Source organism: Thauera sedimentorum (assembly GCF_014489115.1).
In the GTDB taxonomy this organism is placed as follows: Bacteria; Pseudomonadota; Gammaproteobacteria; order Burkholderiales; family Rhodocyclaceae; genus Pseudothauera; species Pseudothauera sedimentorum.
Genome location: NZ_JACTAH010000001.1, coordinates 892,124 through 906,715 on the forward strand (window position 1 = coordinate 892,124; position 14,592 = coordinate 906,715).

At 68.2% G+C, this 14,592-nt stretch carries 11 protein-coding genes; 6 read left to right on the plus strand and 5 right to left on the minus strand.

Going from position 1 to position 14,592, the window contains the following annotated elements; genetic code table 11:
• Nucleotides 1-108: 108 nt before the first annotated feature.
• The 3 genes from ilvC to IAI53_RS04000 form a co-directional block, all read right to left on the minus strand.
• Entirely contained in the window at nucleotides 109-1,125 is a 1,017-nt protein-coding gene (ilvC, locus tag IAI53_RS03990) for a ketol-acid reductoisomerase (RefSeq protein WP_187716835.1), read from the minus strand.
• A 211-nt stretch (nucleotides 1,126-1,336) separates the two neighbouring features.
• Nucleotides 1,337-1,828 carry an acetolactate synthase small subunit gene (ilvN, locus tag IAI53_RS03995; protein WP_187716836.1) on the minus strand — a complete coding sequence of 164 codons (492 nt, stop codon included), beginning with the start codon at nucleotides 1,826-1,828 and terminating at the stop codon, nucleotides 1,337-1,339.
• Between the two features lie 34 nt (nucleotides 1,829-1,862).
• Complete coding sequence (locus tag IAI53_RS04000) at nucleotides 1,863-3,575, minus strand: acetolactate synthase 3 catalytic subunit (protein WP_187716837.1); 1,713 nt, start codon at nucleotides 3,573-3,575, stop codon at nucleotides 1,863-1,865.
• A gap of 245 nt (nucleotides 3,576-3,820) precedes the next feature.
• Between IAI53_RS04000 and IAI53_RS04005 the strand changes: the two genes are divergently transcribed.
• From IAI53_RS04005 to pepN, 3 genes are all read left to right on the plus strand, one after another.
• Nucleotides 3,821-4,315 carry an RDD family protein gene (locus IAI53_RS04005; protein WP_187716838.1) on the plus strand — a complete coding sequence of 165 codons (495 nt, stop codon included), beginning with the start codon at nucleotides 3,821-3,823 and terminating at the stop codon, nucleotides 4,313-4,315.
• A gap of 78 nt (nucleotides 4,316-4,393) precedes the next feature.
• The gene (locus IAI53_RS04010) at nucleotides 4,394-7,156 is read left to right on the plus strand and encodes a cation-transporting P-type ATPase (protein ID WP_187716839.1); all 2,763 of its coding nucleotides are present in this window, start codon (nucleotides 4,394-4,396) and stop codon (nucleotides 7,154-7,156) included.
• Complete coding sequence (gene pepN, locus IAI53_RS04015) at nucleotides 7,153-9,843, plus strand: aminopeptidase N (protein WP_187716840.1); 2,691 nt, start codon at nucleotides 7,153-7,155, stop codon at nucleotides 9,841-9,843. The genes IAI53_RS04010 and pepN overlap by 4 nt, the downstream gene beginning before the upstream one ends.
• Nucleotides 9,844-9,915: 72 nt before the next feature.
• Here pepN and IAI53_RS04020 read toward each other — a convergent pair whose 3' ends face one another.
• Nucleotides 9,916-10,512 carry a Yip1 family protein gene (locus IAI53_RS04020; protein WP_187716841.1) on the minus strand — a complete coding sequence of 199 codons (597 nt, stop codon included), beginning with the start codon at nucleotides 10,510-10,512 and terminating at the stop codon, nucleotides 9,916-9,918.
• Between the two features lie 246 nt (nucleotides 10,513-10,758).
• Here IAI53_RS04020 and IAI53_RS04025 point away from each other — a divergent pair, with 246 nt between their 5' ends.
• Nucleotides 10,759-12,306, plus strand: a complete 1,548-nt coding sequence (locus IAI53_RS04025; protein ID WP_187716842.1) for a sodium:solute symporter family transporter — start codon at nucleotides 10,759-10,761, stop codon at nucleotides 12,304-12,306.
• 116 nt (nucleotides 12,307-12,422) lie between these two features.
• On the opposite strand, the gene IAI53_RS04030 is transcribed toward IAI53_RS04025, so the two are convergent.
• The gene (locus IAI53_RS04030; RefSeq protein WP_187716843.1) at nucleotides 12,423-13,328 is read right to left on the minus strand and encodes a LysR family transcriptional regulator; all 906 of its coding nucleotides are present in this window, start codon (nucleotides 13,326-13,328) and stop codon (nucleotides 12,423-12,425) included.
• Nucleotides 13,329-13,441: 113 nt separating this feature from the next.
• Between IAI53_RS04030 and IAI53_RS04035 the strand changes: the two genes are divergently transcribed.
• Together IAI53_RS04035 and IAI53_RS04040 are read left to right on the plus strand one after the other, a co-directional pair.
• A complete protein-coding gene (locus IAI53_RS04035; protein WP_187716844.1) occupies nucleotides 13,442-14,008 on the plus strand; it encodes a cytochrome b in 567 nt (188 codons plus the stop codon).
• Nucleotides 14,005-14,571 carry a YceI family protein gene (locus IAI53_RS04040; protein WP_187716845.1) on the plus strand — a complete coding sequence of 189 codons (567 nt, stop codon included), beginning with the start codon at nucleotides 14,005-14,007 and terminating at the stop codon, nucleotides 14,569-14,571. The genes IAI53_RS04035 and IAI53_RS04040 overlap by 4 nt, the downstream gene beginning before the upstream one ends.
• Nucleotides 14,572-14,592: the final 21 nt, after the last annotated feature.

Sequence of the window (14,592 nt, forward strand, 5' to 3'; positions counted from 1 at the left end):
ACCGGCAATCTCGCTGGGCGGGCATCGGGCCGCACTGATGCGGATTCAAACGAAAAAGGCCGGGGTGGCTCGCGCCCGTCCCCGGCCTTGCTCAAGCAGTGGCGCCGATCAGTTCTTGGACTGGTCCACCAGCTTGTTCTTGCTGATCCACGGCATCATGCCGCGCAGCTGCGCACCGACGGTCTCGATCGGGTGATCGGCGTTGAGGCGGCGGCGGGCGGTCATGCTGGGGTAGCCGGTGCGGCCTTCCAGGATGAACATCTTGGCGTATTCGCCGGTCTGGATGCGCTTGAGGGCTTCGCGCATGGCGTAGCGCGACTCCTCGTTGATGACCTCGGGGCCGGTCACGTACTCGCCGTACTCCGCGTTGTTGGAGATGGAGTAGTTCATGTTGGCGATGCCGCCTTCGTACATCAGGTCGACGATCAGCTTCAGTTCGTGCAGGCACTCGAAGTAGGCCATCTCGGGGGCGTAGCCGGCTTCCACCAGGGTCTCGAAGCCCATCTTGACCAGTTCCACGGCGCCGCCGCACAGCACGGCCTGCTCGCCGAAGAGGTCGGTTTCGGTCTCTTCACGGAAGTTGGTCTCGATCACGCCACCCTTGGTGCCGCCATTGGCCGCGGCGTAGGACAGGGCGATGTCGCGGGCCTTGCCGGACTTGTCCTGGTGCACGGCGATCAGGGTCGGCACGCCGCCGCCCTTGAGGTACTCGGAGCGCACGGTGTGGCCCGGGCCCTTGGGGGCGACCATGATCACGTCCAGGTCTTCGCGCGGCACCACCTGGTTGTAGTGCACGTTGAAGCCGTGGGCGAAGGCCAGCGCCGCACCCTTCTTGATGTTGGGCTCGACTTCTTCCTTGTACACCTGCGGGATGTTCTCGTCCGGCAGCAGGATCATCACGACATCGGCGCTCTTGACCGCCTTGGCGATTTCCTCGACCTTCAGGCCGGCGCCCTTGGCCTTGTCCCAGGAGGCGCCGCCCTTGCGCAGGCCGACGGTGACCTTGACGCCCGAGTCGTTGAGGTTCTGCGCATGCGCGTGGCCCTGCGAGCCGTAGCCGACGATGGTGACCTTCTTGCCCTTGATCAGGGAGAGGTCGGCGTCCTTGTCGTAATAAACTTTCATGGTTTTCCTTTCGGTTTTCGGTAAGGGTTGGGTCGCTCCGGCGCGCTCGCCGGCGCTTCCCCGCCTAAACTCAGGGGAGCCTGCAGCTCCGATTGGAACCCTGGTCTCGCACATGCCCCGGCATCGATGCCTGCCGTCGCGACGACTCGTGGTCAGACCGGCGGCGGCAATGATAACGGCGCTTTCGTCCGGCGCGAAACCCCTGCGGGAATCAGAGCTTGAGGATGCGGTCGCCGCGGCCGATGCCGCAGATCCCGGAGCGTACGGTCTCGAGGATCAGGCCGTTGTCGATTGCGCCGATGAAGGCGTCGAGCTTGGCCTGGTTGCCGGTCAGTTCGACGACGTAGGAGGCTTCGGTGACGTCGATGATGCGTGCGCGGAAGATGTCCGCGGTGCGCTTGACTTCCTCGCGGTCCTTGCCGGTGGCGCGCAGCTTGATCAGCATGAGCTCGCGCTCGATGTGTGCCGCCTCGGAGATGTCCACCACCTTGACCACCTCGACCAGCTTGTTCAGCTGCTTGGTGATCTGCTCGATGATGTCGTCCGAACCGGTGGTGACGATGGTCATCCGCGACATCGAGGCGTCTTCGGTGGGTGCAACGGTGAGCGATTCGATGTTGTAGCCGCGCGCGGAGAACAGCCCGGACACGCGCGACAGCGCGCCGGCCTCGTTTTCGATCAGCAGGGAAATGACGTGACGCATGGTGTTGTTCTTTCCTGGATGTCTGGGGCTGCGGTTACAGGTCTTCGGCGGAGAGGATCATCTCGGTCAGGCCCTTGCCGCCCTGGACCATCGGATAGACGTTCTCGGTCTGGTCCACCTGGAAGTCGAGAAAGACCAGTTCGTCCTTGTGCCGGGTGAAGGCCTCGCGCAGCGCCGGCTCGACGTCGGCCGGGCGGTCGACGCGGATGCCCACGTGACCGTAGGCTTCGGCCAGCTTGGCGAAGTCCGGCAGCGAATCCATGTAGGACTCGGAGTAGCGCCCGCCGTGGAACAGCTCCTGCCACTGGCGCACCATGCCCAGGTAGCGGTTGTTGAGGTTGCAGATCTTGATCGGCAGGCGGAACTGCTTGCAGGTGGACAGTTCCTGGATGTTCATCTGGATGGAGGCCTCGCCGGTGATGCAGGCCACCTGCATGTCCGGATTGGCGAGCTTGGCACCCATGGCGTAGGGCATGCCCACGCCCATCGTGCCCAGGCCGCCGGAGTTGAGCCAGCGGCGCGGCTTGTCGAAGCGGTAGTACTGCGCGGCCCACATCTGGTGCTGGCCCACGTCAGAGGTCACGATGGCGTCGCCGCCGGTGACTTCCCACAGCTTCTGCACCACGAACTGCGGCTTGATGATCTCGTCCGAGTTCTTGTAGACCATGCAGTTGCGGCTGCGCCACTCCTCGACCTGCTTCCACCACGCCGCAAGGTTGTCCGGGTTGGGACGCGCTTCGCCGGATTCGATCTGGCGGATCATCTCGTCGAGCACTTCGCGCACGTCGCCGACGATGGGCACGTCAACCTTGACGCGCTTGGAAATCGACGAGGGGTCGATGTCCACATGGATGATCTTGCGCGGCTCCTCTGCGAAGTGCGCCGGGTTGCCGATCACGCGGTCGTCGAAGCGCGCGCCCACGGCCAGCAGCACGTCGCTGTAGTGCATGGCCATGTTGGCTTCGAAAGTGCCGTGCATGCCGGGCATGCCCAGGTACTGGCGGTCGCTGGCCGGGTAGCCGCCCAGGCCCATCAGCGTGTTGGTGATCGGGAAGCCCAGCAGGCGGGTGAGCTTGGTGAGTTGCTCGGCCGCGTCGGAGAGGATGACGCCGCCGCCGGTGTAGATCATGGGCCGCTTGGCTTCGAGCAAGAGTTGCACCGCCTTGCGGATCTGCCCCTGGTGGCCGCGGACCACCGGGTTGTACGAGCGCATCGCGATTTCCTGCGGATACTCGAACTCGCACTTGTGCATGCTGACATCCTTGGGGATGTCCACCAGCACCGGGCCGGGACGGCCGGTCTTGGCCAGATAGAAGGCCTTCTTGATGGTCGGCGCGATGTCGCGCACGTCCTTGACCAGGAAGTTGTGCTTCACGCAGGGGCGGGTGATGCCCACGGTGTCCACTTCCTGGAAGGCGTCCTGGCCGATCGCCGCGGTGGGCACCTGGCCGGAGATGATGACCATGGGGATGGAGTCGCAAAACGCGGTGGCGATGCCAGTGACCGCGTTGGTGGCGCCCGGGCCGGAGGTCACCAGCGCGACGCCGACGTTCTGGGTGCTGCGCGCGTAGCCGTCGGCCGCGTGCACCGCCGCCTGTTCGTGGCGCACCAGCACGTGGCGAACCTGCTCCTGCTGGAAGAGGGCGTCGTAAATGAAGAGGACCGCGCCGCCGGGATAGCCGAACACGTGTTCAACCTTTTCTTCCTGCAGACACCTGATTACAATTTCCGCGCCCGTCAGCACCATCGCAAGCTCGCTCAGTATTACGTTCGAAACAGGCGACGTTACCGTGCGACCGGGTTTTGGTCAAGAACGTCGCGGCATTGCAGCATGACGTCCGGCTGAGCCTTGCGGCCGGGTATCTCAGCTTGCCAGTCGGGCGCCCGCAGGCACGCCGTGTTTCGGGCAAGCGCCAGCCCCGATCCCCTTCCGAACACACCCGATTTTTCCCCTCAGACGCGCGCCGCGTGCGTCGCAGAAGGACTTGTCCGATGACCGCCCCCGATGCCCGTTCCGCTTCCACCGCCGACGCCTCTTCGGCCCGCCTGGTGGTCGAGTCGGCCGGACTGCGCCGCCGCCTGGCGAGCATGCTGTACGAATCCCTGCTGCTGCTCGGCGTGCTCGCGCTTGTGTTCCTGGTGCCCTGGCTGATCCTTGGCGTGGTCTTCGGCATCGCCCCGCCGGGTTGGCTGGCCTGGATCCATGTCGTTACCGCGCTGGGTGCGTACTTCGTCTGGTACTGGCGGCGCGGCGGGCAGACGCTGGCGATGCAGACCTGGCGGCTGCGCATCGTCGACGCGGCCAGCGGCCGCCTGCCGGACGACCGTCAGTGCCTGCTGCGCTACGCGCTGGCCTGGCCCTCGGTGCTGTTCTTCGGCGCCGGCCTGCTGTGGGCGCTGATCGACCGCGACCGCCAGTTCCTGCACGACCGCCTGGCCGGCACCTGCATCGTGTTGCTGCCCGGCAACATGGGCGCCCCCAAGTAGCAGACGGCACCCGTGCGTCGCGGGGAACGGTAAGGCCGCCGTGGTGTCATTGAGGGGGTCTTCACCGATGACGAATCCATGATCTCTGCAAGAACAGGCGATACGCCCGCGGTCCACACCAAGACGGAAACTCCTGCTCACGCGGCAGCGGCGGAGAGCGTGCTGCGCGCCCAGGACGTGCTCCGGCACCTCGGCCTCGATACCTCCGAAGCCGCCCAGCGCCTGCAGCAGTACGGCTCCAACACCCTGCCGCCACCCGCGCGGCGCGGTCCGCTGCTGCGCTTCATGCTGCAGTTCCACAACGTGCTGATCTACGTGCTGCTTGCCGCCGGCGTGGTCACTGCGCTGCTCGGCCACCTGATCGACAGCGGGGTGATCTTCGGCGTGGTGCTGATCAACGCGGTGATCGGCTTCATCCAGGAGGGCAAGGCCGAGCGCGCGCTGGACGCGATCCGCAACATGCTCTCGCTGCGCGCCCAGGTATTGCGCGACGGCCGGCGCCAGGAGATCGCCGCGGACGGACTGGTGCCGGGCGACATCGTCTTCCTGGCCTCGGGCGACAAGGTGCCGGCCGATCTGCGGCTGGTCGAGGTGCGCGGGCTGCGCGTGGAAGAGGCCGCACTCACCGGTGAATCGGTGGCGGTGGAGAAGGGCGTCGATCCGGTCGCCGCGAGCGCGGTACTCGGCGACCGGCGCTGCATGGCCTACTCGGGCACGCTGGTGGCCCACGGCCAGGGCGCGGGCGTGGTGGTGGCCACCGGTGCGCAGACCGAGATCGGCCGCATCAGTGCGATGCTCGGCGAGGTGGAGACGATCACCACCCCCTTGCTGCGCCAGATGGCGGCCTTCGGGCGGCTGCTCACCTGGGTGATCCTGGCGGTCGCCGGCCTCACCTTCGCGTTCGGCACGCTGGTGCGCGGCTACACGGCGGGTGAAATGTTCCTTGCCGCGGTCGGCCTGGCAGTGGCGGTGATCCCCGAGGGGCTGCCGGCGATCATGACCATCACGCTGGCGATCGGCGTGCAGGGCATGGCGCGGCGCAACGCCATCATCCGCCGCCTGCCGGCCGTGGAGACGCTGGGTTCGGTCACGGTGATCTGCTCGGACAAGACCGGCACGCTCACCCGCAACGAGATGACCGCCCAGCGAGTCATCACCGCCGCCCATGTGTTCGAGGTGGATGGCGGCGGCTATGCGCCGCATGGCGGTTTTGCGATCGACGGCGGTGAGGTGGCGGTGGCGGCGCATCCGCTGCTGCTGGAAATCGCCCGCTGCGCGGTGTTGTGCAACGATGCCGCGCTCCACCGCGATGGCGATGACTGGCGGGTGGCCGGCGACCCCACCGAGGGCGCGCTGCTCACCCTGGCGCGCAAGGCCGGGCTGGAAGAAGGCTTCGAGCGCGAGGCGGCGCCGCGCACCGACGTGATTCCCTTCGAATCCGAGCATCGCTTCATGGCCACGCTCAATCACGACCACCACGGGCGCGGGCTGCTGTGCCTGAAGGGCGCCCCCGAGCGCGTGCTCGGCCTGTGCGCGACGCAGCGCGGCCCGCATGGCGATGAGCCGATCGACCACGCGCACTGGGATGCCGCCATGCATGCCGCCGCCCGCGACGGCATGCGCCTGCTGGCACTGGCGGTGCGCGAAGGCGAGGATGCGCTCGAGACGCTGACCTTTGCCGACGTGGAGCGCGGCGGCTTCACCCTGCTCGCGGTGCTGGGCCTGTCCGACCCGCCGCGCGAGGACGCCATCCGTGCGGTGGCGCGCTGCCGCAGCGCCGGCATCCAGGTGAAGATGATCACCGGCGACCATGCCGCCACGGCGCGCGCGATCGGCGAACGCCTGGGGCTGGCCGCCGAGGTCAACGCGATCAGTGGCGCGCAGATCGAGAGCATGAGCGACGAGGCCTTGCAGCGCATCGTCGCGGACACCGAGATCTTTGCCCGCGCCAGCCCCGAGCACAAGTTGCGCCTGGTGCGCGCGCTGCAGGCACGTGGCGAGGTGGTGGCGATGACCGGCGACGGGGTGAACGACGCCCCCGCGCTCAAGCGCGCCGACGTCGGGGTGGCGATGGGGCGCAACGGCACCGAGGCCGCCAAGGAGGCCGCCGAGATGGTGCTGGCCGACGACAACTTCGCCTCGGTGGCCGCCGCGGTCGAAGAAGGCCGTACGGTTTACGACAACCTGCGCAAGGCCATCGCCTTCATCCTGCCGACCAACGTCGGCCAGGGCGGCATCCTGCTCGCCGCGGTGGTGCTGGGCATGACGCTGCCGATGACGCCGGCGCAGATCCTGTGGGTGAACATGGTCACCGCGGTGACCCTGGCGCTCGCGCTGGCCTTCGAGGCCCCGGAGCGCGACATCATGGCGCGTCCGCCGCGCGACCCCGCCGAGCCGCTGCTGACCCGCTTCCTGGTCTGGCGCGTGCTTTTCGTCGGCCTGCTGCTGGTGGGTGGCGGGCTGGGGATGTTCGTCTGGGAGATCGGGCAGGGCGCCAGCGTGGAGTTCGCCCGCACCGCCGCGGTTAACGCGCTGATGATCGGCGAGGCCTTCTACCTTTTCAACGTGCGCAGCTTCACCGGCTCGGTGCTCAACCGTGGCGGCTTCCTCGGCAACCGCTACGTGCTGATCGCCATCGGCCTGATGCTCGCCTGCCAGGCGGCCTTCACCTACCTGCCGGCCATGCAGGCGCTGTTCGGCACCGCGGGGCTGGATGTTGCTGCCTGGACGCGTATCCTAGGCTTCGGCGTGCTGACGCTCCTGCTCGTGGAAGCCGAGAAGGCGCTGATCAAGAACCTGAACCACGGCCGCAAGGCCGGCAACACAAGAACGACACAATGAGAACCGAACAAGCCCCCATCATCCACCGCAGCGACTATGCCCCGCTGGCGTGGACCGTCACCCGGGTCGACCTGCACTTCGCGCTCGACCCGCAAGCCACCGTGGTCACCAGCCGGCTCGCGTGCCGGCGCAACCCGGAAGCGGCCGCCGGCCCCATCCTGCTCGACGGCGAGGAACTGGAGACCCTGTCGCTCACCGTCAATGGCCTGGACCCGGCCGCCGGCACGGTGCGCCGCGGCGAGACCCGCATCGAGATCGACGTCGAGGGCGACGAGGCCGAGCTGGAGATCGTCACCCGCATCAACCCGCAGGCCAACACCGCGCTCTCCGGCCTGTACCGCTCGCGCGGCGGCTACTTCACCCAGTGCGAGGCCGAAGGCTTCCGCCGCATCACCTGGTACCCGGACCGCCCGGACGTGATGGCGCGCTTCACCGTCACCGTGGAAGGTGACAAGGCGACCTGCCCGGTGCTGCTCTCCAACGGCAACCTGGTGGAGGAGGGCGAACTGCCCGACGGTCGCCACTACGCGCGCTGGGAAGACCCCTTCCTCAAGCCCTGCTACCTGTTCGCCCTGGTCGCTGCCGACCTGGTGGTGCTGGAGCGCCGCGAGCTCACCGCCTCGGGCCGCGAGGTGCTGCTGCAGTTGTGGGTGGAGAAAGGCAACCTCGACCGTACCGAGCACGCCATGGAGTCGCTGGTGCACTCGATGCGCTGGGACGAGGACAGCTTCGGCCTGGAGCTCGATCTCGACCGCTTCATGATCGTCGCGGTGAGCGACTTCAACATGGGGGCGATGGAGAACAAGGGCCTCAACATCTTCAACGCCAAGTACGTGCTGGCCAAGCCCGACACCGCCACCGACACCGACTACGAGCATATCGAGAGCGTGGTGGCCCACGAGTATTTCCACAACTGGACCGGCAACCGCGTGACCTGCCGCGACTGGTTCCAGCTCACCCTCAAGGAAGGCCTCACGGTGTTCCGCGACCAGCAGTTCTCCGCCGACATGCTGGCGAACGCTGCGGGCGCGGAAGGCGCGGATTCCGCCCGCGCGGTCAAGCGCATCGACGATGTGCGCGTGCTGCGTGCTGCGCAGTTTTCCGAGGACGCCGGGCCGATGGCGCACCCGATCCGCCCGGAGAGCTACCAGGAGATCAACAACTTCTACACCGCCACGGTGTACGAGAAGGGCGCCGAGGTCATCCGCATGCTGCACACCCTGCTGGGACCGGAGGGTTTTCGCAACGGCATGGACCTCTACTTCAGCTACCACGACGGCCAGGCCGTCACCTGCGACGACTTCGTCGAGGCCTTGTCCGAAGCCAACGGCGTGGACCTCGACCAGTTCATGCGCTGGTACAGCCAGGCCGGTACGCCGCGGGTGCGCGCCACGGGCGATTGGAACGCCGCCGACGGCAGCTACACCCTGACGCTCGCCCAGCACACCCCGCCCACGCCGGGGCAGGCCGACAAGCTGCCGCTGGTGATTCCGGTGGCGGTCGGCCTGATCGGTGCGGACGGTACCGACCTGCCGCTGCAGCTGGACGGCGAGCAGCATGGCGGCGCCACCACCCGCGTGCTGCAGCTCACCGAGGCCACCCAGCAGTGGCGCTTCACCGGTCTCGCGGCCGAGCCGGTACCCTCGCTGCTGCGCGGCTTCTCCGCGCCAGTGATCCTCGAACTGGACGAGGACGATGCGCGCCTGGCCTTCCGCATGGCCCACGACAGCGATGCCTGCAACCGCTGGGATGCCGCCCAGCGTTACGCCGAGCGCGTGCTGCTGGCGCTGGCCGCCGATGCCGCGGCGGGCCGTGCGCTGAACGTGCCCGCGCCCTTCGTCGAGGCCTTCGCCCGGCTGCTGAGTGACGAGCGGCTCGACCCGGCCTTCCGTGCGCAAGCGCTGACCTTGCCGAGCGAAGCCTATCTGCTGGAGCGCATGGAACCGGCCGATCCGGCGGCCTTGCGCGCGGCGCAGATCCACCTCACCGCAGCGCTCGGCAAGGTGCTGTCGGACGACTGGCAGAGTCTGGCCGAGGCGCTCGCGGTGCCCGGCGAGTACCGCTATCACCCGGCCGATGCCGGCCGGCGCGCGCTGGTGAACCTCGCGCTGCGCTACCTGGCGGCCGGGCAGGTGGAAGAGGGTGTGGCGCTGGCGGTGCGGCGCAGCGAATCGGCCACCAACATGACCGACCGTTTCGGCGCGCTGGCCGCCCTGGTGCACGGCGCGGTGCCCGCGGCACAGGCGGCGCTGGGCGCCTTCTATCGCCGCTATCGCGAGGACGCGCTGGTGCTGGACAAGTGGTTCGCGCTGCAGGCCGGTGCCTGGCGGCGCGACCCGGCGGCCGCGCCGGTGCTTGGCCGGGTGCGCGAGCTGATGGCCGATCCGGCCTTCAGCCTGTCCAATCCCAACAAGGTCTATGCCCTGCTGGGCGGCTTCTTCCGCGCCAATCCGGGTGAGTTCCACGCCGTGGACGGCAGCGGCTACGCCTTCTGGGCGGAGCAGGTGATTGCGCTCGATGCCGCCAACCCGCAGGTCGCCTCGCGCATGGCGCGCGCGCTGGAGAACTGGCGGCGCTTCACGCCTGCCCTGCAGGCCTTGATCCGTCCGCAGCTCGAGCGGGTGCGCGATGCGGACGGGCTGTCGCCGGATGTGGGCGAAATCGTCGGCAAGGCGCTCGCCGACTGAGCGCGCGCACCAAGCCCCCGCGGGCGCGTGCCCGCGGGGGCGTTGATCCTGCGACAGCCGGTGCGCCGAACCTCAGCGCAGGCCGATCACCATGCTGAGCGCGAGCACCAGCACCACCATCAGGGCGGCCCAGGCGATGATGCCGGCGCCGAGCACGAAGCTGCCCATCAGGCGTGACTTGTTCTCGTCCTCGATGTCGAACAGCGGCTTCACGCCGTGGTAGATCAGCGCGGCCGAGGCCACCCAGGCCGCCGCCACGACGATGCCAACGACCCAGCTGGAGGGGATGAACAGCGCCAGCGCCGATAGCCACAGCGGCGTCGGTGCGACCGCTGCGAGCATGAAGGCGTCGTGGTAGTCGGGCTTCACGTTCACCACGTCGCCCATCTGCTGGATGATGGACGCCATCAGCGGCACCATGGCCAGCTGGGCCAGGTAGAAGGCCACCACGACCGCCAGAGCTTCCATCGGCGTGATCTGCGGCACCAGGGCCGGGAAGATCGCCCCGGGCGTCACCGCGACCGCATAGATGAACATGGCCGGCGGGATCAGCGACATCGGCATCACGTATTGCAGGAACATCTTCTGCACCGACGGATGGATACGGATCAGCTCCGGCCAGCCTTCGGTGTAGGAGACCATCATCTTGGGAAGATCCTGGAGGGTCATGGCGTACCTCCTCTGCGGTTCTCTTTGCGTGGGAAAAAGAGCGTGCCGGACGCCGCCTGGACCCGAACCACCGCAGCCCGCCGTGGGGCGATGATCCGTCGAGAGTCAGGACGTCCGGCACTCGGTTGACCGGTCCGCACGTGAAAGGTGCCCGGCGCGCGGGTTGACCCCCGCGGGCGATTCATGGTCTGGTAAAAAAACGTCATCAAGCGAGGCGGTCCGCGTGGCGGGCTGCGAACCGGACCCATGGCAGAACTGCACGCGCTTGACTACGCCGTCCTGGCCGCCTATTTCCTCGTCGTCGTTGCGCTGTGCGCCCGCGTCACGCGGCGCAGCCCCGACAGCGACGAGCTCTTCCTCGCCGGGCGCAGCCTGGGTGTCGGCGTGGTCGGCATGTCGCTGTTCGCCTCCAACATCTCCTCGACCACGCTGATCGGCCTGCCCGGCGCCGCCTGGGCCTCGGGCATCGCGGTGGCCAACTACGAATGGATGGCCGCGCTGGTGCTGGTGTTCACCGCGATTTTCATCGCCCCGGTGCTGGTCGGCCGGCGCCTGTCCACCATCCCCGAACTGCTCGAGCGCCGCTTCGACGCGCGCCTGCGCAAGTACCTGTCGGCGGTCACCGTGTTCCTCGCACTGGTGCTGGATACCGCCGGCAGCCTGTACGCCGGCTCGGTGGTGCTGATGCTGTTCTTCCCGCAACTCGGCCTGCACCTCACGGTGGCGCTGATCGCCGCTTTCGCTGGGCTGTATACCGCGGCCGGCGGGCTGCGCGCGGTGGCCTACACCGACGTGCTGCAGGGCATCGTGCTGCTGAGCGGTTCGGTATTGATGTTCGTGCTGGTGTTCGGCGAGTTCGACTACTCGTGGGCGGCGGTGCGCGAGGCGCTCGGCCCCGACCGCCTGTCGCTGCTGCGCCCGCTGGACGACCCGGACCTGCCCTGGCTCGGCACGCTGGTCGGCCTGCCCATCCTCGGCTTCTACTACTGGACGATGAACCAGTACGTCAGCCAGCGCCTGCTCGGTGCGCGCGACGTGCAGACCGCCGGCTACGGCGCCTTGCTCGCCGCCGGGTTGAAGCTGCTGCCGCTGTTCCTGATGGTGCTGCCCGGGGCGATGGCCTTTGCGCTGTTCTCCGACCTGGAGCGTGCCGACGCGGTCTATCCGCGGCTGATCGCCGAGTTCGCCCCGGTGGGCGTGGCCGGCCTGATCCTGGCCGGTTTGCTGGCGGCGATCATGTCCAGCGTGGATTCGGCGCTCAACTCCTCGGCCACCCTGATCACCCTGGATTTCGTCCAGCCGCGCCGCCCGCGCATGAGCACCGAAGCGATGGCCCGCCTGGGTCGCGTGCTGGTGCTGGTCATGGTGGTGCTGGCCGCGCTGTGGGCGCCGGCCATCGACCGCTTCCCCGGCCTGTTCGCCTACCTGCAGCAGACCTTCGCCTATGTCACGCCGCCGCTGGTCGCGGTCTTCCTGCTCGGCTTCTTCGGGCGTTGGCTGGGCGCGCGGGCGGCGCTGCGCGCACTGGCGAGCGGCCATGCGCTGAGCGCGGCCTGGTTCGTCGCCACCCAGCTGGGTTGGGTCACGCTGCATTTCACCCTGGTGGCCGGCGTGCTGCTGGCCTTCACCGTGCTGGTCGCGCTGTTCTGGCAGAAGCTCGACGGGCAGCCGCCGCGGGCGGAACAGCTCGACGCGGTCGACCGCCGTGCCGTGCCGCGGCCTTCGTCCGCCCTGCGCGCACTCGCCGCCGCGCTGGCAGTGGCAAGCTTGGTGCTCGTGTACTTGTTCCGCTAGCGCGTTGCAGTGCGATGGCGTGTGAGCGCGGCCTGGCTGCGACTGCGGTGCTGCTTCGTCATCCGCGGTATCGCGGCCAAGGCCGCTCCTACCCATGCGCCTGAGGCGCTTGCCTCTTACTGGCCGGCTTCCCAGTAGGGTCGCGCTCCGATGCGCTCGGCCAGGTAATCGACCAGCACGCGCACCCGGTGCGGCACGTAGCGGCTCCCCGGCAGTACCGCGTGGATGCCCAGTTCCGGCGTGGGGTAGGCGGTGAGGATCTCACGCACCAGGCCGGCACGGATGGCCGGGCCGGCGATGAAGGTAGGCTGGCAGGAGATGCCCAGGCCGCGGATCGTCGCGTCCAGGATCGCGTCGCCGTTGTTGGCGCGCAGCCGTCCGCGCACCGGCACCTGCTGACGCTTGCCGTCGATCAGGAAGTTCCAGCCGGCCTGCTGGGAGGGGATGTAGACCAGGCATTGATGGCCGGCGAGTTCGGTAGGGTGCCCGGGTTCGCCATGGCGGGCGAGGTAGTCGGGCGAGGCCAGCACGGTCAGGCGGCTGCTGCCGATGCGGCGCGCCACGTCCAGCGGGTCGAGGTGGGCCGCGATGCGGACGGCGAGGTCGAAGCCTTCCTCGATCAGCTTCACCCGCCGGTCGGTGAAATCCAGCTCCACGTTGACCTCCGGCCAGGCCACGGTGAAGTCGGCGATCAGCGGGGCAAGATGGCGCAGGCCGAAGCTCAGCGGCACGCTCACCCGCAGGGGGCCGCGCGGCGCCTGGTGCTCCTCTTCGACCACGCTGTCGGCGGCTTCCACCAGATTGAGGATCTCGCGGCATTTCTCCAGATAGGCGGCGCCAGCGGCGGTGAGTGCCTGGCTGCGGGTGCTGCGCGCGATCAGCTTGCTGCCCAGGCGGGCCTCCAGCGCCGCGATCTGGCGGGTGACCACCGAGCGGGCCACGCCCATCTGCCGCGCCACCTCGGAAAAACTGCCGAGCTCGGCCACGCGCACGAAGGTGCTCATGCTGTCGAGGCGGTCCATTGTTGCTCCATTTGCAACGGTAATTTGCGCATTGTCGTCTATTTCATCGTCTGCCGCCCGACTACAGTAGACCTGTGAGCGGCAAGTGACCCAGCCGCCGGACGAGGACCCTAATGCCCGACACCCGCTACACCACCACCGCGATGACCCTGCACTGGCTGATGGCCGCACTGCTCATCGGCCTGTTCGGCTTCGGCCTGTACATGGTCGAGCTGCCCCTGTCGCCGCGCAAGCTGCAGCTCTATTCCTGGCACAAGTGGGCCGGCGTGACCGCCTTCGCGCTGGTGCTCGCCCGCCTGGCATGGCGCCTGACGCATCGTCCGCCGCCCCTGCCGGCGACGATGACAGGCCTGGAGCGGCTGGCCGCCGAGGCCGCGCACTGGGGGCTCTACCTGCTGATGATCGCCGTGCCGCTGTCCGGCTGGCTGATGAGTTCGGCCAAGGGCTTCCAGACCGTGCTCTTCGGCGTGCTGCCGATTCCCGACCTGCTGGACAAGGACAAGGCCTTGGGCGACCTGCTGCTGAGCGTTCATGTGACGCTGAATTACACGTTGGCGGCGGTGGTCGTCGGCCATATCGCCGCCGCACTGAAGCACCGCCTGATCGACCGCGACGAGGTGCTCGCCCGCATGCTGCCGGCCGGAGCCGGCAGGAACCGAACCATGGAGGAATCCCGATGATCCGTACTTTGTCGCGGCTGCTTGCGCCGCTGATGTTGCTCTCTGCCGGTGCCGCGTTTGCGGCCACCTACGCCCGCGTGCTGCCGGAGCGCAGCGCGGTGGAGTTCGTCTCCAAACAGATGGGCGTGGAGGTGGGCGGCAGCTTCGAGCGCTTCGACGCCCGCCTTGAATTCGACCCGACCAAGCCCGAGCAGGGCAGCGCACGGCTGGAGATCGACCTTGCCAGCATCGATGCCGGCTCGGCGGACGCCAACGAGGAGGTGGTGGGCAAGGCCTGGTTCAACGTCAAGGAACACCCGCGGGCGACCTTCGTGTCCGAATCGGTCAAGGCGCTGGGCGGCGGTCGCTACGAGGTGAGCGGCCAACTCACCATCAAGGGCCGTACCCGGCCGGCCACCGCGCCATTCACGTTCCGCCAGGACGGCGAGGCTGGCGTCTTCGAAGGGCAGTTCACCATCAATCGCCTGGACTTCGCCATCGGCGAAGGCATGTGGTCGGACGTCGGCGTGGTCGCTGACGAGGTGCAGGTCCGCTTCCGGGTCATGGCCGCTGCCGGCCGATGAGCCCGGCACGGTTACCCCCAC